This is a genomic window from Actinospineispora spinosispora DSM 44797 (assembly GCF_000429025.1).
In the GTDB taxonomy this organism is placed as follows: Bacteria; Actinomycetota; Actinomycetes; order Mycobacteriales; family Pseudonocardiaceae; genus Pseudonocardia; species Pseudonocardia spinosispora.
This window is the reverse complement of the sequence record NZ_KE386838.1, coordinates 1-17072: the sequence shown is the minus strand read 5'-3', so window position 1 is coordinate 17072 and position 17072 is coordinate 1. Positions and strand designations below refer to the sequence as shown.

16 protein-coding genes are annotated in these 17072 nt (G+C 69.8%); 12 read left to right on the top strand and 4 right to left on the bottom strand.

Annotated elements, in window-relative coordinates; translation table 11 throughout:
* Positions 1-77: 77 nt before the first annotated feature.
* Together trpS and yhjD are read left to right on the top strand one after the other, a co-directional pair.
* A complete protein-coding gene (gene trpS, locus G406_RS0140695; RefSeq protein WP_028938326.1) occupies positions 78-1097 on the top strand; it encodes a tryptophan--tRNA ligase in 1020 nt (339 codons plus the stop codon).
* A gap of 115 nt (positions 1098-1212) precedes the next feature.
* Positions 1213-2241 (top strand): inner membrane protein YhjD, encoded by a 1029-nt coding sequence (gene yhjD / locus G406_RS0140690; RefSeq protein WP_028938325.1) that lies wholly within the window; start codon positions 1213-1215, stop codon positions 2239-2241.
* Between the two features lie 515 nt (positions 2242-2756).
* Here yhjD and G406_RS52925 read toward each other — a convergent pair.
* On the bottom strand, positions 2757-4112 hold the full coding sequence (locus tag G406_RS52925; RefSeq protein WP_051343358.1) for a D-alanyl-D-alanine carboxypeptidase family protein: 1356 nt from the start codon (positions 4110-4112) through the stop codon (positions 2757-2759).
* Positions 4113-4168: 56 nt separating this feature from the next.
* Positions 4169-4621, bottom strand: a complete 453-nt coding sequence (locus G406_RS0140680; RefSeq protein WP_028938324.1) for an SRPBCC family protein — start codon at positions 4619-4621, stop codon at positions 4169-4171.
* Between the two features lie 146 nt (positions 4622-4767).
* On the opposite strand from G406_RS0140680, the gene G406_RS0140675 reads away from it, so the two are divergent.
* From G406_RS0140675 to G406_RS0140645, 8 genes are all read left to right on the top strand, one after another.
* On the top strand, positions 4768-5913 hold the full coding sequence (locus tag G406_RS0140675) for a BMP family lipoprotein (RefSeq protein ID WP_425414683.1): 1146 nt from the start codon (positions 4768-4770) through the stop codon (positions 5911-5913).
* Between the two features lie 20 nt (positions 5914-5933).
* Positions 5934-7427: an ABC transporter ATP-binding protein gene (locus tag G406_RS0140670; protein ID WP_037081260.1), complete on the top strand. Its 1494-nt coding sequence runs from the start codon at positions 5934-5936 to the stop codon at positions 7425-7427.
* The gene (locus G406_RS0140665) at positions 7424-8494 is read left to right on the top strand and encodes an ABC transporter permease (protein WP_028938321.1); all 1071 of its coding nucleotides are present in this window, start codon (positions 7424-7426) and stop codon (positions 8492-8494) included. The genes G406_RS0140670 and G406_RS0140665 overlap by 4 nt, the downstream gene beginning before the upstream one ends.
* The gene (locus G406_RS0140660; RefSeq protein WP_051343356.1) at positions 8491-9756 is read left to right on the top strand and encodes an ABC transporter permease; all 1266 of its coding nucleotides are present in this window, start codon (positions 8491-8493) and stop codon (positions 9754-9756) included. Before G406_RS0140665 ends, G406_RS0140660 begins: the two co-directional genes overlap by 4 nt.
* Complete coding sequence (locus G406_RS0140655; RefSeq protein WP_028938319.1) at positions 9749-10144, top strand: cytidine deaminase; 396 nt, start codon at positions 9749-9751, stop codon at positions 10142-10144. Before G406_RS0140660 ends, G406_RS0140655 begins: the two co-directional genes overlap by 8 nt.
* Positions 10145-10277: 133 nt before the next feature.
* Entirely contained in the window at positions 10278-11558 is a 1281-nt protein-coding gene (locus G406_RS0140650; RefSeq protein ID WP_028938318.1) for a thymidine phosphorylase, read from the top strand.
* Between the two features lie 103 nt (positions 11559-11661).
* Positions 11662-11916 carry a type II toxin-antitoxin system Phd/YefM family antitoxin gene (locus G406_RS56400; protein WP_084216798.1) on the top strand — a complete coding sequence of 85 codons (255 nt, stop codon included), beginning with the start codon at positions 11662-11664 and terminating at the stop codon, positions 11914-11916.
* Entirely contained in the window at positions 11913-12350 is a 438-nt protein-coding gene (locus G406_RS0140645; RefSeq protein ID WP_028938317.1) for a type II toxin-antitoxin system VapC family toxin, read from the top strand. The genes G406_RS56400 and G406_RS0140645 overlap by 4 nt, the downstream gene beginning before the upstream one ends.
* A gap of 24 nt (positions 12351-12374) precedes the next feature.
* Here the strand turns inward: G406_RS0140645 and G406_RS0140640 are convergent, their stop codons facing one another.
* Complete coding sequence (locus G406_RS0140640) at positions 12375-13433, bottom strand: hypothetical protein (RefSeq protein ID WP_211241419.1); 1059 nt, start codon at positions 13431-13433, stop codon at positions 12375-12377.
* Positions 13434-13518: 85 nt separating this feature from the next.
* Between G406_RS0140640 and G406_RS52920 the strand changes: the two genes are divergently transcribed.
* Complete coding sequence (locus tag G406_RS52920; protein WP_051343355.1) at positions 13519-14226, top strand: TetR/AcrR family transcriptional regulator; 708 nt, start codon at positions 13519-13521, stop codon at positions 14224-14226.
* Between the two features lie 110 nt (positions 14227-14336).
* On the opposite strand, the gene G406_RS0140630 is transcribed toward G406_RS52920, so the two are convergent.
* Positions 14337-15353 carry a coiled-coil domain-containing protein gene (locus G406_RS0140630; protein WP_245607402.1) on the bottom strand — a complete coding sequence of 339 codons (1017 nt, stop codon included), beginning with the start codon at positions 15351-15353 and terminating at the stop codon, positions 14337-14339.
* Positions 15354-15547: 194 nt separating this feature from the next.
* Between G406_RS0140630 and G406_RS0140625 the strand changes: the two genes are divergently transcribed.
* Entirely contained in the window at positions 15548-16624 is a 1077-nt protein-coding gene (locus G406_RS0140625; protein ID WP_037081194.1) for an adenosine deaminase, read from the top strand.
* The last annotated feature ends 448 nt before the right edge of the window (positions 16625-17072 follow it).

The following is a 17072-nucleotide window of genomic DNA, read 5'->3' as shown; positions in this document are numbered from 1 at the left end:
GCTCACCGGCCGCCATTCGAACCGCGCTCTCGTATACCGATGACGCGTAAGGTCCGCGGCGCTGGAACAATCGGGATATGACCGATTCCTCCCACCGGCCCCGGGTGCTGTCCGGGATTCAACCGACCGCCGACTCGTTCCACCTGGGCAACTACCTCGGCGCGGTGCGGCAGTGGGTCGCGTTGCAGGACGAGAGCGACGCTCTCTACTTCATCCCGAATCTGCACGCCATCACCGTGACGCACGACCCGGCGACACTGCGCGAGCGGACCTACCGGGGCGTCGCCCAGCTGTTCGCGATCGGCATCGACCCGGCGCGATCCACCCTGTTCGTGCAGTCGCAGGTGCCCGAGCACGCCGAGCTGACCTGGGTGCTGAGCTGTCTGACCGGCTTCGGCGAGGCCAGCCGGATGACCCAGTTCAAGGACAAGTCCGCGAAGCAGGGCTCCGACCGGGCCACCGTCGGGCTGTTCACCTACCCGATGCTGATGGCCGCCGACATCCTGCTCTACCAGGCGGATCGCGTCCCGGTCGGCGAGGACCAGCGCCAGCACCTGGAGCTGTCCCGCGACCTGGCGCAGCGGTTCAACACCCGGTTCGGGAAGACCTTCGTCGTGCCGGAGGGGTTCATCCCCGAGGGGCTGGCGAAGATCTACGACCTGCAGGACCCGACGGCGAAGATGAGCAAGTCGGCGTCCAGCCCCGGCGGGATCATCGAGCTGCTGGACGACCCGAAGGTGTCCGCGAAGAAGATCCGGTCCGCGGTGACCGACGCGGAGCGGGAAATCCGGTACGACCCGGAGAACAAGCCGGGCATCTCGAACCTGCTCACCATCTACTCGGCGCTGACCAACCGGAAGGTCTCCGAGCTGGAAGCCGACTACGCGGGCAAGGGCTACGGCGACCTGAAGAAGGACCTGAGCGTCGTGGTCGGTGACTTCGTGGCGCCGCTGCACGACAAGGTCAACGGCTACCTCGACGACCGCGCCGAGCTGGACCGCATCCTCAACGAGGGCGCGGCCAGAGCCCGTGAGATCGCCGGCGAGACGCTGTGCGCCGTGTACGACAAGGTCGGTTTCCTTCCACCGAGCGCCTGACGGAGTGACGTTCCTCGCCCGGGCCACCACCCGGGCGAGGGACGGCCAGCGCGCGACAGCGGGCCTCCGGTAGGACAAGATCGGATCTCCGCCGCCGACCGCAGGGAGACCCGTCGTGACCAGCGCCGTCGCCGACAAGCCGGAGAAGCCGTCCAAGATCGCCGAGCTGCGCAAGCAACACGAGTGGCTCGACCACCTGCTGCGGGCGGGCGAGAGCTACACGGTGAACCACGGCGACCACTACGCCGCCGCCATCACCTACTTCAGTGTGCTGGCCCTGTTCCCGCTGCTCATGGTGGCCTTCGCTGCTGTCGCCTTCTTCCTGCGCGCGAACCAGGATCTCGTCACCCAGCTCAAGATGCAGATCACGCAGAACGCGCCCGGCATGGGCGACATGCTGGGCTCGGTCATCGACCAGGCGATTCGCTCCGCCGGCACGGTCGGGGTGATCGGTCTTCTGGTGGCGCTCTACTCCGGGCTCGGCTGGATGACGAACCTGCGCGAGGCGCTGTCCGAACAGTGGGGGCAGCGCGACGAGCCGCCGACTCTGCTGCGTCGGCTCGTGGCTGACCTGCTGGCGTTGATCGGCCTGGGCATCGCGTTGGTGGTCTCCGCCGCCGTGTCCGCGGTGGGCGGACTGGCGAAACAGATCGTGGGCTGGCTCGGTCTGGAGAGCGTCACCTGGTTGACCCCGCTGATCTCGCTCGCCGGCTGGGTGGCCGGGCTGCTGGCGAGTGCACTGGTGTTCCTCTGGGTGATCGCCAGACTGCCTCGTGAGCCGGTGACCTGGCGGAGCGCGGCGAAGGCCGCGTTGATCGGAGCGGTCGGCTTCGTGGTGATCCAGCGGATCATGGTCTTCTACATCGTCAGCGTGACCTCGTCGCCGGCCGGGGCGGCGTTCGGCCCGATCATCGGTTTGCTGGTCTTCATCTTCACCGTGTCCCGGTTCCTGCTGTTCCTGACCGCATGGGCCGCGACGGCGAAGGAGAACATGATCGAGGAGCCGCCCCCGGCTCCGTCCCCCGCGGTGATTCGCACCGAGGTCACCGTCGGTGGAGGAGTGGGCGCCGGCGTCACAGCGGGCCTGGTCGGCGCGGGCGCCCTGGCCGGCCTCCTGGGCGGCTTGTTCGCCCGCCGCAGATGATTTCCCAAGGCCCGCCACCCTCCACGAGTCGGCTCTCTCAGCACCGCGAGTCGGGCCCCTCAGCACCGCGAGTCGGGCCTGTCGGCACAGCGAGTCGGGGTTTTCGGCACAGCGAGTCGGGCCTCTCGGCACCGCGAGTCGGGGTTTTCGGCACAGCGAGTCGGGCCTCTCGGCACCGCGAGTCGGGCTTGTCGGCACAGCGAGTCGGGCTTGTCGGCACAGCGAGTCGTGGATTTCGGCAGTTCGGCCCGCGGTTGTGCAGGTGGTCCTCTCTACTACTGGCCTGGACCGGGGGTCTGTAGCAGGTGGTCGCCCGCTCGGCCGGGCGGCGGTGGGGTGCGCGGGCCGCGCCCGGAGGCTCTTCGGGCGACTTCGCAGAGCGTCATGTCGCGTCGCAGACGCTGCAGTGTCTGCGACGCAACCTCAAGCTCTGCGAGGTGGTGTTCAGAGCCCCGACTCGCGGTGCTGAGGGGCCCGGCTCGGTGGGCTGGGGCCCGAGTTGGGGAGTGGGGTGGTCAGTTTTCGGGGGGTGGGGGTGCGCTGGTGCTGTGGCGGCCGCCTCGGACCGAGAGCTCGGGGGACTCCTCCGGGCGGCGGCGGGCGATCAGCCAGGACAGGAGGCCGCCCAGGACCGCGCCACCGCCGATCGTGCCGAGTGCGTACGCGCGATGTTCGGGGGTCTCCTCGGCGGGGACGTCCGGAGTGGCAGCGGGCGCGCTGGCCAGGTCCATCGGCATCGTGGTCGGGGTGGGTGTCTCCAGCTCGGGATTGCGGTCGACCAGCTTGCCGACCGCGGGGGTGTTCGCGGGCAGCGAGAAGCCGTAGTCGAGCAGCCGCGCGGCCTGGGTGTCCATCGGCACCGGATGCTGCTCGCCGCGCATCTGCACGACGACCAGCCTGCGGCTGTTGCGTTGTGCCGCGGTGACCCGGGTGTGCCGAGCGTCGTCGGTGAACCCGGTCTTGCCGCCGAGCGTTCCCGGGTACGTGGCCAGCATCTTGTTGTCGTTGCTGATCTTGAACCCGGGCAGGTTGCCCCGACCGGGCCAGTCGAACAGCCTGGTCCGGCTGATCTCGGCGAAGATCGGCTGCTTGATCGCCTGCCGGTAGAACACCGCGAGGTCGTACGCCGAGGTCGACATGCCCGGTGCATCCAGCCCGGACGGGCTGGTCGGGCGGGTGTCCAGCGCGCCGAGCGAGGCCGCCTTGTCCGACATCAGCTTCAGAGTGGCCGGGACTCCGCCGAGCTGGCGGGCGAGCGCGTTCGCCGCGTCGTTGCCCGAGTTCATGATCAGACCGGTGAACAGCTGCTGGACCGTGTACTCGCCACCTGGCCCGACGCCGACTCGGCTGCCGGTGATCGCACCGTCGGCGGCGGTGCCGGTGACCTTGTCGTCCATGTCGAGCTTGTCCATGATCACCAGCGAGGTGAGGATCTTGAGCAGCGACGCGGGGCGCTCGCGGGCGTGCGGGTTGCGCGCCGCGAGGACAGCGCCGGTGTCGAGGTCGGCGAGGACCCAGGAGACCGCGTCCACCCCGGCGGGCGGCCGGGGTGCGCCGGTCGGCAGGACCAGTCCGCACTCGCCCATCCGAGGGCCGCCGACCGGCGCCTCGGGCACCGGCAACGGTTCGGGCGCGGACTCACCGGGACGTGGCCGCTCGGAGGCGTCGATCGCGGGCGGCGGGGCCACCGGGACGGTGCAGTCGGTGTCGTCGGCCTTCGGCTTCGACGAGGCACTCGACTCGCGCGGCGTGGGAGTCGGCGTCGGAGTGGGACCGTGCGGCGCGGCGGATGCGACGCCGCCGGCCGCCGCCCACAGAAACAGTGCCGTGGTCAGCGTGCTGAGCACGACGGTGGTGCGGCGGCCGTTCACGTCGAAACACAGTAGACGAGCGTCGGCCGGGTCCGGTCGGTGGCGCTGTGAGCGCCTCAGGCGCCCTTCTCTGCCTCAGCCTTCACAGCGGCGAGCGTGGAGCGCATGCCGTCGCACATCTCCTCGTCGATCTTGCCCTTGAACAGCAGCTTGGCGGCCAGCCGCATCGGTGCCGGCGGTTCGCCGACCCGGTTGCGCCACTGGGTGAGCACGGTGCCGCCGCTCTCGGTCGGCTCGATGCGCCAGCCCCACTGCGTCTTGTTCTCGGCGACCTGGAAGGCGAACCGGGTCGGCTCCTCACACTCGACGACCTTGCAGGTGGTGGGCCACCGCATCACGCCGCGCTTGTTGAACCCGATGAACCGGGCACCCTGTGCGGGCCCGGACGCGCCGAGGATCCACTTCCCACCGGTGTTGCCCGGGCTGAACCTGCCCATGCCGGTCACGTCGGTGACCAGTGCCCACACCCGTTCCGGTGTGGCCGCGATCGTCACGCTCTCTTCGTCCATGCCGCTCTCCCCGAAGATCGTTGATTGTTGCTGCTCTGTCAACGACTTGCCCAAGTGCTGGTCACGCCGGGGTACCGACTAGTAGCGTGCGCGCGACGCCTGGGCGTCGCTGGGACAGATGATCTTCGGGAGGGGCGGTTCTGCGGATGCGTCGAATGACGGTGCTCACAGCGGTGTTGCTGACCTCGGCATTGGCCGTGGTGGGTTGCGCGAAGGACTCGGGTTCGAGTAGCGGTTCGGCGCAGGGCGGGCCGGCCACGTGCACCCGTAACGCGCCACCGGCCGCGGCGCCGGTGACGGCCCCGACCAGCGTCGTTCCCGGTCCGAAGCCGAACGCGAGCAACCTCAGGGTCGGCATGGCGTTCGACGTCGGCGGCCGGGGTGACACGTCCTTCAACGACGCGGCGGCTGCCGGTCTGGACCGCGCGAAGGCCGAGCTGGGCGTCGCCGACACCAAGGAGCTGACCGCCGCGGTCGGGGAGAGCAAGGACTCGACCCAGACCCGGCTGCGCCAGCTGGTCGACGGTGGCTACAGCCCGGCGATCGCGGTCGGTTTCGACTACGCGCCGGGCGTCGCGGCGGTCGCCGCCGCCGAGCCGAACGCCAAGTTCGCCATCGTCGACAGCACGGTGGACGGCAACCCGCCGAACGCGACGCCACTGTTGTTCGCCGAGGAGCAGGGCTCGTTCCTGGTCGGTGTCGCGGCCGCGCTGAAGACGAAGGCCTGCCACATCGGGTTCGTCGGCGGTGTGCAGAACCCGCTGATCCAGAAGTTCGAGGCCGGCTTCAAACAGGGTGCCAAGGCGGTCGCGCCGGACATCAAGATCGACACCAGCTACCTGTCACCCGCCGGTGACTTGAGCGGCTTCAACGACCCGGCCAAGGGCCAGGAGTCGGCGAAGGGCCAGCTCGACTCCGGCGCGGACATCATCTACGCGGCGGCGGGCGCGTCCGGCAACGGCGTGCTCCGCTCGATCAAGGCGGCCAGCAGCCCGGACAACCCGAAGTGGGGCATCGGCGTCGACTCCGACCAGTACCAGGACAAGACGCTGGGCGACGTCAAGGACATCATCCTCACCTCGATGCTCAAGCGCGTCGACGTGGCGGTCTTCGACTACATCGCGGCCGTGGCGAGCAACCAGGTGTCCACCCTGCCCAAGGAGTTCGATTTGAAGTCCGACGGCGTCGGCTACGCCACCTCCGGAGGCAAGGTCGACGACATCAAGCCCCAGCTGGAGGCCTACCGGGCCGCGATCATCAACGGCTCGATCAAGGTCTCCACGACCCCGTGAGCGCCGAGCCGGCGGTTGCCATGGTCGGCATCAGCAAGCACTTCCCCGGCGTCATCGCGAACAGCGACGTCGACCTGAGCGTGCGCGCGGGTGAGGTGCACGCGCTGTGCGGGGAGAACGGTGCCGGCAAGTCGACCCTGATGAAGATCCTCTACGGGATGCTCCAGCCGGACGGCGGTCACATCGAGGTGGCCGGCGAGACCGTACGGTTCCGTTCACCCTCGGACGCGATCAAGGCCGGCATCGGCATGGTGCACCAGCACTTCATGCTCGCCGACAACCTGACCGTCGCGGAGAACGTGCTGCTCGGCGCGGAGGCGGCGCACGGCATCGGTCGTCGCGCCCGTGGACGGATCACGGAGCTGGCGAGAACCACCGGGCTGAGGGTCGATCCGGATCTTCCGCTCGCCCGGCTCGGCGTCGCCGACCGGCAACGCGTGGAGATCCTCAAGGTGCTGTACCGGGGCGCCAAGGTGGTCATCCTCGACGAGCCGACCGCCGTGCTGGTGCCGCAGGAGGTCGACGAGCTGTTCGCCACCGTGCGTGACATGCAGAAACAGGACTACACGTTCCTGTTCATCTCGCACAAGCTGGACGAGGTGCGGGCCATCGCGGACTCGATCACGGTCATCCGCCGCGGTCGTTGTGTCGGTACGGCCGACCCGAAGACGGTCACCAACTCCCAGCTCGCCGAGATGATGGTGGGCAGCGAGCTGCCGGACCCGGGGACCTCGGAGTCGACCGTCACCGACCGCGAGGTGCTGCGCGTCGAGGACCTGACCCTGCTCGTCGAGGGAGATACCGCGGGGCGCCGGGTCCTGGACGCGGTCAGCCTGACCGTGCACGCGGGTGAGGTGCTCGGCATCGCCGGCGTGGAGGGCAACGGTCAGACCGAGCTGGTCGAGACGATCATGGGCATGCGCCGGGCGGAGTCCGGGAAGGTCCTCCTGGGCGGTTCGCGGGACCTCAGCACGGAGACGACGCTCGCCCGCCGCGAGGCGGGCATCGGCTACGTGCCGGAGGACCGGACACGGCATGCACTGCTGCCCAGTCAGCCGCTGTGGGCCAACCGCATGCTCGGCTACCAGAGTCGCCCGCCGGTCGCTAAGGGTGCGCTGCTGGACGTCACAGCCGCCAGGAAGGACACCGCGCGGATCGTCGCCGAGTACGACGTGCGGACGCCCGGCGTGGAGGTGCCCGCCGCGGCACTGTCCGGCGGCAACCAGCAGAAGCTCGTGGTCGGCCGGGAGCTGTCCGGTTCGCCGGTGCTGCTGATCGCCTCCCACCCGACCCGGGGCGTGGACGTCGGCGCCCAGGCGTTGATCTGGGAACAAATTCGGGCCGCGCAACGTGAGGGGCTCGCGGTGCTGCTCGTGTCGGCGGACCTCGACGAGCTGATCGGGCTCTCCGACTCGATCAAGGTGATGCTGCGCGGCAAGCTGGTGGCCGACGCCGACCCGGCCACCGTCACCCCCGAGCAGCTGGGCAGCGCGATGACCGGAGCGCGGTCGTGAGGCGGCTGCTGGCGCCGGTGTCGGCGATCGTGTTCGCCGCGCTGCTGTGCGCGGTCGCACTGGTGATCAGCGGTGACTCGCCGTTGACCGCGCTGGGTGCGATGGTCGAGCAGGTCGGGCAGGGCACCACAGCGGTCGACATCGTCAACAGCGCCGCCGTCTACTACCTGTCCGGGCTCGCGGTGGCGATCGGCTTCCAGATGAAGCTGTTCAACATCGGCGTCGAGGGCCAGTTCCGGCTGGGCGCGTGTGTCGCCGCGATCGTCGGCGGTGCGTTCGTTCTGCCGGCCGCGCTGCACACCGTCGTGGTCATCCTGGTCGCGGTGCTGGTCGGCGCCGCGTCGGCGGGCATCGCGGCGCTGATCAAGGCCTATCGCGGGGTCAGCGAGGTCATCTCGACGATCATGCTGAACGCCATCTCCACCGGGGTGATCGCCTACCTGATCAGGCCGGACACGTTCGGTGTCCTGCAGGGCAACAACATCTCGACCGTCCCGATCGCGCCGGGCGGACGGTTCCCCGGCATCTCGCTCGGCGGCGCCGGAACGGTGTTCGGCATGGTCTTCGTGGCCGCCGCGCTGGGCGTCGGCTACTGGTTCCTGTTGGGCCGGACCCGGTTCGGGTTCGAGCTCAAGGCCTCCGGGGAGTCGCCGACGGCGGCCTCGGCCGGCGGGGTCAACGCTCGTCGGATGACGGTGTACGCGCTGCTGATGTCGGGCGCGGTCGCGGGTCTGGTCGGGTTGCCGGAACTGCTCGGCAGGGACTTCGCGTACACGCTGAGCTCGCCGCAGGGCTACGGCTTCACCGGCATCGCGATCGCGCTGCTCGGCCGCAACTCGCCGGTCGGGATCGCGTTCGGATCGCTGCTGTGGGCGTTCCTGGACAAGTCGGCGCTGGCGCTGGACAACGTGGGCGTACCCAGGGAGATCGCGGTGATCATGCAGGGGGTGTCGGTGATCGCGGTGGTGATCGCCTACGAGGTCGTGCGACGGTACGAGCTGGCCGCGCAGCAGCGGCGGGTGGCGAGCGCACAGGCGACGTCGGCTGAGCCGGCGGTGACGGCATGACCGCGCTGAGCCCGGCACCGGCCACCGTGCCCGCGCCGGCACCGCCGCGCCGTCGTCTCCCGGGGTGGGCGAGCGGGGCGCTGGTCGCCGCGATCGCGGTCGCCGTGCTCGTGGTGACCTCGGCGTTGACCGGCGAGCACGAGCTGACCTCGTCCGGCACGATCCAGTCGGCGGTACGGCTGCTCATGCCGATCCTGCTGGCCGGCCTCGGCGGGTTGTGGGCCGAACGAGCCGGGGTGATCAACCTCGGCCTCGAAGGCATGATGATCATGGGGACCTGGGGGGCGGCGTTCTCCGGTCTGCTCTGGGGACCGTGGGCAGCGGTGATCGGCGGAATCCTGTTCGGCGCATTGGGCGGGCTGCTGCACGCGCTGGCGACCGTGACGTTCGGCGTCAACCACATCGTCTCCGGCGTCGCGATCTCCCTGCTCGGCGCCGGGCTGACGAAGTACCTGTCCACGCTCATCTTCGAGCCGATCTCCCGCAACCCCAGACAGTCCCCGCTGATCACCGGCTTCGACACCTACTCGGTGCAGCCGCTCGCCGGGTGGCTGGCGAAGCTGGAGGACAGCCATCTCGCGGTGCTGTCGGACGTCGCCGGGCTGCTGCGCGGCGTACTCAGCGGCTTCACCCCGGTCGTGATCATCGGACTGGTGCTGGTGCCGGTCAGCTACTGGGTGCTGTGGCGCACCCGGTTCGGGTTGCGGCTGCGGTCCTGCGGCGAGAACCCGTACGCCGCCGAGTCGCTCGGGGTGAACGTCTACCTGCACAAGTACGCCGCCGTCGTGATCTCCGGCGGGCTGGCCGGGCTTGGCGGGGTCGCGCTGGTGCTCAACCCAGGCCAGCTCGGCTACCTGGAGAACCAGACCGGCGGCCGAGGCTATATCGGCCTGGCCGCGATGATCTTCGGCAACTGGCGCCCCGGGGGACTGCTCGCCGGGTCCGCGTTGTTCGGCTACGTCGACGGGCTGCAGCTGCGTGCGGGCGGTGAGGCGGTGCACTCGCTGCTCTACGGCGGCTCGCTGCTGGCCGTGGCGGTCGCCGTCTGGTGGGCGGCTCGGCGGCGGTGGCTCCCCGCGGTGGTCGCGCTCGTGGCCGGGGCGCTGGCCTACGCGGTGTACTACTTCACCGACACGATCCCGCGTGAGTTCGCGACGTACGCCCCGCAGCTGGTGACCCTCGTGGTCCTCGCGGTGGCCGCGCAACGACTGAGGCCGCCTGCCGCCGACGGCCTCGAGTACCGGCGGGGCGCCGGTGACTGAGCAGACCGTCGACTGGCCCGCGCTGAGGGCGGCCGCGCTCGCCGCCACGGCCCACTCGTACAGCCCGTACTCGGGGCTCGCGGTCGGTTCGGCCGCGCTGTGCGACGACGGCAGGGTCGTGATCGGCTGCAACGTCGAGAACGCGTCCTACGGGCTCGGGGTGTGCGCCGAGACGATGATGGCCGGACAGCTGCGCCTGGGCGGCGGTGGCCGGTTCGTCGCGGTGTCCTGTCGGTCGGGCGCGGACGTCGCGCTGACCCCGTGCGGCCGCTGCCGCCAGGTGCTCCACGAGCTCGGCGGGCCCGGCTGCCTGGTCGACACCGACCAGGGGGTCCGCAGCATGGCCGAGCTGCTGCCGCTCGCCTTCGGCCCCGAGGATCTGCCCTGACGGCGGGCCCCGGGGACGGCCGTCAGGCGCTGAGGGCCCCTGGCGACCCGTGAGTGTTTTGGGTTGCCAGGGCAGCCCAAAACACTCACGGCTCCATGTCAGGAGCTAAAGAAATCAGGATCGGAGGGACCACATGACGATCAGCGCGGTGGACGTGATCAGGGCCAAGCGGGACGGGGAGAGGCTGAGCGACGAGCAGATCGACTGGGTCGTCGCCGGATACACCGACGGCACGGTCGCCGAGGAACAGATGTCCGCGCTGGCGATGGCGATCCTGCTGCGCGGTATGGACGGCACGGAGACCGCGCGCTGGACCCAGGCCATGATCGACTCGGGTGACCGGCTCGCGCTCGGCGGAACGGGTCGTCCGCTGGTGGACAAGCACTCCACGGGAGGTGTCGGCGACAAGATCAGCCTGCCGCTCGCCCCGCTCGTGGCCGCCTGCGGCGCGGCCGTGCCACAGCTGTCCGGCCGAGGGCTCGGGCACACCGGCGGAACCCTGGACAAGCTGGAGTCCATTCCCGGCTGGCGCGCGGAGCTGAGCGACGAGGAGATCCGCGCCCAGCTGGCCGAGGTGGGCGCGGTGATCTGCGCGACCACCCCCAGGCTCGCGCCCGCCGACCGCAAGCTCTACGCACTGCGCGACGTCACCGCGACGGTCGAGTCGATCCCGCTGATCGCCAGCTCGATCATGAGCAAGAAGATCGCCGAGGGCACCGAAGCGCTGGTCCTGGACGTGAAGGTCGGCTCAGGGGCGTTCATGAAGAGTCCGGGGCGCGCCCGCGAGCTGGCGGTGGCCATGCGTGACATCGCGTCGGCCCACGGGCTGCGCTGCGTCGCGCTGCTCACCGACATGAGCGTCCCGCTCGGGCGCGCGGTGGGCAACGCGCTGGAGGTCGCGGAGTCGGTGGAGGTGCTGCGCGGTGGGGGCCCGGCCGACGTCGTCGAGCTGACGGTCCGCCTGGCCGGCGAGATGCTCGCACTCGCCGGTATCGAGGACGTCGATCCTGGTGAGGTACTCGTCTCGGGCGCGGCCCACGACGTCTGGCGCAAGATGATCGCCGCGCAGGGTGGCGACCCGGATGCCGCGCTGCCGGTCGCCCGGCACGTCGAGCCGGTGGTCGCCGAGCGCGACGGCGTCCTGGCCGGCTGCGACGCCTACGAGATCGGCGTGGCCGCGTGGCGGTTGGGCGCCGGCCGGGCCCGCAAGGAGGACCCGGTGGACCCGGCGGCTGGAATCCGGCTGCTAGTGGACCCGGGTGAGAAGGTCGTCGCCGGTCAGCCGCTGCTGGAACTGCACACCAACCGTCCCGAGGTGCTGCCGTCGGTGCGCGAGGACGTGGCGCGTGCGGTCACCCTGGTAGACGAGCCCAGCCGCGAGCGCGCTCCGCTGGTACTGGACCGAGTCTCCTGACAGCGCGGACACCGGAGAGAGGGAGGCGAGGCCGGTAACCGCTGCTCCCATCCCGCTCTTGTGGCTACAATGGCTCGATAGTTTATGGCCACGGAGGTGTGCGGTGGAGATTGGTGTGCGCGAGCTCCGGGACAAGTTGAGTCGCCATCTCGCCGAGGTGCAACTAGGCCATACGGTGACGATCACCGATCATGGACGACCTATCGCGCGGATCGTGCCGGTGCAGCGACCGACACGGCTGGAAGCGCTGCGTGAGGAAGGCCGCATACGGGCGGGCCGCATTCGCAAACAACCTGCTCCTGATCCAGTGGGTGCGGTGGGCGTGGTGAGCGATCTGATCGACGATCAGCGACGGTGATCGGCTACGCGGACACCTCCGCTGTGGTGCCATTGCTGGTCGCCGAACCGAGCAGCGGGATGTGTCGGCGATTCTGGGACGACACGGACGTCGTCGTATCCAGCAGACTGCTCTATGTCGAGGCTGCGGCTGCGCTGGCGCAAGCACAGCGGATGCGGCGCCTGACCGCTGACCAACACGACCAGGCATTGGCCATTCTGGACACCCTGTGGGCACAGTTCGACATCGTGGAGATCGATGAACTCCTCGTTCGGCGGGCGGCCCGACTGGCTCACGATCTCGGCCTACGTGGCTACGACGCCATCCACTGCGCGGCGGCCGAACAGCTCAACGACGACAACGTCGTAGCGGCTTCGGGCGACCAGTGTCTACTCAACGCCTGGTCCACCCTGAACATCGACACCTTTGACACCAACCAGCCCCACGAACACTGACGCGAAGAGGATCACCGACATCGCTCATCGCGCGTGCTGGACCGGGTGTCCTAGACCGGCTCGTTCGAGGTGTCGGGCGAGCCGGACCAGCAGGTACGCCATGACGACGAGCATCACGGTGCCGGTCGCGATCGCCGTGCCGGCCGGTCCCCAGCGGTAGTCGTTGGCGGCCGGGGCGGTGACCACCACGTACAGGGTGCGCCCGATCAGTGCTCCGCCGATGAGCCAGATTCGGTACCGGTCCGACCAGTTGGCGGCGCCCGACCAGCGGTGGATCAGTCGGCCGGCCCAGACGGCGACCGCGGCGGCGACGGCCATCGGGATGAACACCCAGGCACCGGTACCGATGGCAGGCCCGTCAGGCGGCAGCCCAGCGGGCATCAGCAGGCCGAGGAAGCACGCCGAGGCGCCGCCGCCGAGGAGCGCGACCACCACCGGTCGCGGTGCCCTCGGCGAGTCACCAGGGCGCGGATCGCGGCCGGGGAGCACCCGCAGCGCCACGACGAGGAGCACGGCGACGGCGGCCAGGATCGCGAGCACCACCGGCAGCGGGGTCTGATAGCCGGGATCCTGGGTGGCCGCGATGCCCACCCGCAGCAGCACGACGCCGAGCAGCGCCGCCGCCCCGGTGGTCAGCAGGCCGCCGCGCCGCAGATACGGGCGGGTGCGATCGGCAGGGAAGAGCAGGTCCGTGAGCAGTACGGGGATCAGGACGCTGAACACAGCGTGGTAGCCGATCTGGGACTGCCAGTAGGTCGTGTTGACCCCGAGGACCCTCGGCCCCCAGTCGGCCGCGTTGTACAGGTTCGGGCTGGTCAGCGCCTGCAGGCCGATGCCGTCCTCGACGAGCTCGTAGACCAGGCCGGCCACCAGCAGGCTGGGCCAGCCTCCTCCGAACCGGACGACCAGCTCGCGCAGGAGCAGCACACCCGCGCCGTACATGACCACGAGCGCGGGCAGCAGCAGCCACATCGCCGGCATCGTGACCCCGCTGAACGTCACCTCGGCGCTGGCCGGGGCGAGCACGACGAGCGTCCAGGCGGCCTTACGGTTCCCCACCATCGGTGGGCGTTGCGTCGTCACGTGCTGCTCCCGTCTCTTCTTACTTAGCTGAGTAAGATGGCGGTCGACGGAGCGCCTGTCAACTGGTTCTGGAACGGAGTCGTCGATGTCGGTCAGTCCCGGGACCGGGCCGAGCGCCGCCGCGGCGGCGCGCCGGACTCAGATCCTCGCCGCGACGATCGAGACCATCGCCGAGCTCGGTTACCGGGGTGCGACGTTCGCGCGCATCGCCGAGCGCGGCGGACTGAGCAGCACGCGGCTGATCTCCTACCATTTCGCCGGCAGGGACGAGCTGGTGAAAGCCGTGGTGGCCGACGTGTATCTGTCGATCGACCGGTTCCTGCTGGAACGCGCGGCTGACCAGCCGGGGAGCCGGCCGCTGAGGCAGCCGCCCGGCGAACCCCCACCGCCGGTCCGCGGCGGCGCGTGGGACGAGCTGCGTGCCTATCTCACCGGCGTGGTCGCCTTCATCGACGGTCATCGGACCAGGATGCAGGCGCTGCACTCGATCTTCGCGGCGCTGCACGACGAGCCGGGCCATGAGGCGGCATACGGCACCGAGACCGACCGGGCCGTGCTCGGGCACGTGCAGGACATCCTGCGGCGAGGTCAGCTGGGCGGGGAGTTCAGGGAGTTCGACACGCTCGTCATGGCTGCCACGATCCAGCGCTCGCTGGACCGGTTGCCGTTCCTGCTACGTACGCAACCAGGTCTGAACCTGGGTCACTGCGCGGAGGAGCTGGTCACTCTGTTCGCTCTGGCGACAGGGGCGCGGGATCGTGGTGGGAGTGGTTCGGTCATGCGTGCGGAGTGAGCGAGCGGAGCGTGTGGCCCTGGTCGAGCTCGATCGACCAGGGCCACACGCCGTCACACACTCCGCTGGTGCTCGGGTGTGCCTCCTAGCCGGGAGACACACCCGGCCCCTCAGTCGTCGTCGTCGTTCGACTCGTCCGGGCTGTTGCCGTTGCGGGCCTTGATGCTGGCCTTGGCACGGCTGCGCCGCTGCGCGGGCCGAGGAGCCGGCATCGGCATCTGGGTGTTGTGCGCACCCGGTCCTCGGCCGAGGATCAGCTCGGCGAACGTCGCCATCGCCTCGTCCAGCTGCCCCGCGTTGCGCCGCTCGGACTCCTGGTTCGCCTGCTGCACGAGCGCGACGAGCGAGTCCTTGTCCGGGCGGTTGACCAGCGAGGTGTCCAGCGAGTCGAGCCGCTTGGTGACGGCTTCGAGCTGGGTGGCCAGCGCGTCGAGCCTGCCGGCGAGGCCGGTGAGCTGCTCGGTCGGGTCCACGGCGGGACGCTGGCCGAGCTCGGTCAGCTTGCCCTGGACACCCGCGTTGGTCTCGCTGACCAGCTGACGCAGGCTCTCCGCGTTCTGCTCGGCCGCCTTGCCGGCGTCCTCGCGAGACGCGACGATCTGCTGGCGCAGCGCCTCGTCCACCTCGTCGACCTTGCCGCGCAGCGCGGTCTCGGAGTCGCCGATGCGCTCCTTGACCGGGCCGGTGATCGCGGCGGGCAGCCCGTCGAGGCGAAGCTCGTGCCGGTCGAGCCGGTTGTCCAGGTCGTCGAGCCGCTTGTGCAGCCCGCCGAGCTTGTCATCGAGGCCGTCCATCTTGCCGACGACGCCTTCCATGCGGCCGGCGACACCGTCCAGACGGCCGTCGATCTGGGCGAACGGCTTGGCGAGCCGGTCGACCAGTGCGTCGACCGAGCGCCCTACCGAGGCGACGGAAGCGTCCTGGGCGTCCAGCTTGGCGACCGTCTCGTCCAGCCGCTCGGCCAGCACGCTGACCTCGGTGCGGTCGGGGAGCTCGGCCAGCCGCTTACGCATCGAGCCGAGCGCGTCGAGCGTCGCCAGCCGAGCGTGAATCTCGTCGAGGGAGTCGAAGATCTGCTGCTGTTCACTGTCGCGGATCTCGGCTGCACGCATGAGCATGCTGCGCATCCGATCGAACGACATAGTCTGTTGATCACTCAAGGCGTTGACGCTTTCGTCGAACGGTTAGGGGAGCGGAGCATTGAGGAGCCTATCGAGTAGCTCAGAGTCACCCGCATGGGTTCCCGCGTCGTGCTTGCATCACCCGAACGGTTGGAGTATGGGAGGCAGGATCTGTGCTGGGAGATCAATATCCGGTCGCGATGACCGCGGAGCACATCCGCGCGGCGCCTAAGGTGCTGCTGCACGACCATCTCGACGGCGGTCTGCGCCCCGAGACGGTCGTGGAACTGGCGCGGTCCGATGACTACCGCGCGTTACCCACCTATGATGCGGCCGAGCTCGGGGCTTGGTTCACCTCCGCCGCCGACTCCGGGTCGCTGGAGCGCTACCTGGAGACCTTCGCCCACACCGTCGCGGTCATGCAGAACCGCGAGGCGCTGGTCCGGGTCGCCGCCGAGTGCGCCCAGGACCTCGCCGAGGACGGTGTGGTCTACGCCGAGGTCAGGTACGCCCCCGAACAGCACGTGGAGCGGGGGCTGGAGCTCGACGACGTGGTCGAGGCGGTCCTGGAGGGCTTCCGGCTCGGCAGTGAGCGGGCCGCCGAGTCCGGGCACCGGATCCGGGTCGGCTGTCTGCTCACCGCGATGCGACACGCCGCACGGTCCCGGGAGATCGCCGAGCTCGCTGTGCGTTACCGCGACGAGGGTGTTGTCGGTTTCGACATCGCGGGCGCCGAGGCGGGCTTCCCGCCCACCCGGCACCTGGACGCGTTCGAGTACCTGCGCCAGCAGAACGGCCACTTCACCATCCACGCCGGAGAGGCGTTCGGGCTGCCGTCGATCTGGGAGGCGCTGCAGTGGTGCGGCACCGACCGGCTGGGGCACGGCGTCCGCATCGTCGACGACATCTCGGTCGGGCCGGACGGCGCGGTCGAGCTCGGCCGGCTGGCGGCCTACGTGCGGGACAAGCGGATCCCGCTGGAGATGTGCCCGTCGTCGAACATCCAGACCGGCGCCGCGACGTCCATGGCCGAGCATCCGATCGGTCTGCTCACCCGGCTGCGGTTCCGGGTCACGGTCAACACCGACAACCGGCTCATGTCGAACTGCAGCATGACCAGCGAGATGCTGCACCTGGCGCAGACCTTCGGCTACGGCTGGGCGGATCTGCGCTGGTTCACCGTCAACGCCATGAAGAGCGCCTTCATCGGTTTCGACGAGCGCCTGGATTTGATCAACAACGTGATCAAGCCGGCGTATGCGGAACTGGTTGACTGAGCGGTCGCTCGGTCGCTTTTTTTTGGGGGTGCAGTGGGGTGTCCCCGCTGGCCATCCAGTGTCTTGGCGTGGTCGGGCGGTATCAACCCCCGGCTTCGCCGGCCTCGCGCGGGTTCGTGGTTGCGCGGGTTCGGGGGCGAGGTTTCAGGGTTGACACCGCCCGCCCACGCCAAGTGCGGGCCAGGATCGCGGGGACGGGGGAGCTGTGCGCGCCCACAGGCGGCCACGGCTGCGCCGCGTCCCACCGGCTGCAGTGCGCCCCGGGAGGGGCAGGGGTTCGGGTGACTTCGCAGAGCTTCGTGTCGTGTCGCAGATGTTCCAACATCTGCGACACGACACGAGCCTCTGCGAGGTGCGCCAGAACCTCTGCGAAGTGCGCGACGTGGGCGAGGTGGGCGAGGGTCGCGCTCCGCGAGTCTCCCCGCAGGGGGTTCAGTGCGAAGCACTG

What these genes read in the sequence shown, in the direction of transcription:
- G406_RS0140670 (WP_037081260.1), top strand. Translation starts at nt 5,934, where the DNA reads ATGGTCGGCATCAGCAAGCACTTCCCCGGCGTCATCGCGAACAGCGAC.
- G406_RS0140625 (WP_037081194.1), top strand. Translation starts at nt 15,548, where the DNA reads ATGACCGCGGAGCACATCCGCGCGGCGCCTAAGGTGCTGCTGCACGAC.
- trpS (WP_028938326.1), top strand. Translation starts at nt 78, where the DNA reads ATGACCGATTCCTCCCACCGGCCCCGGGTGCTGTCCGGGATTCAACCG.
- G406_RS0140680 (WP_028938324.1), bottom strand. Translation starts at nt 4,621, where the DNA reads ATGGACGAAGAGAGCGTGACGATCGCGGCCACACCGGAACGGGTGTGG.
- G406_RS0140630 (WP_245607402.1), bottom strand. Translation starts at nt 15,353, where the DNA reads ATGCGCAGCATGCTCATGCGTGCAGCCGAGATCCGCGACAGTGAACAG.
- G406_RS0140675 (WP_425414683.1), top strand. Translation starts at nt 4,768, where the DNA reads ATGCGTCGAATGACGGTGCTCACAGCGGTGTTGCTGACCTCGGCATTG.
- G406_RS0140660 (WP_051343356.1), top strand. Translation starts at nt 8,491, where the DNA reads ATGACCGCGCTGAGCCCGGCACCGGCCACCGTGCCCGCGCCGGCACCG.
- G406_RS52920 (WP_051343355.1), top strand. Translation starts at nt 13,519, where the DNA reads ATGTCGGTCAGTCCCGGGACCGGGCCGAGCGCCGCCGCGGCGGCGCGC.
- G406_RS0140650 (WP_028938318.1), top strand. Translation starts at nt 10,278, where the DNA reads ATGACGATCAGCGCGGTGGACGTGATCAGGGCCAAGCGGGACGGGGAG.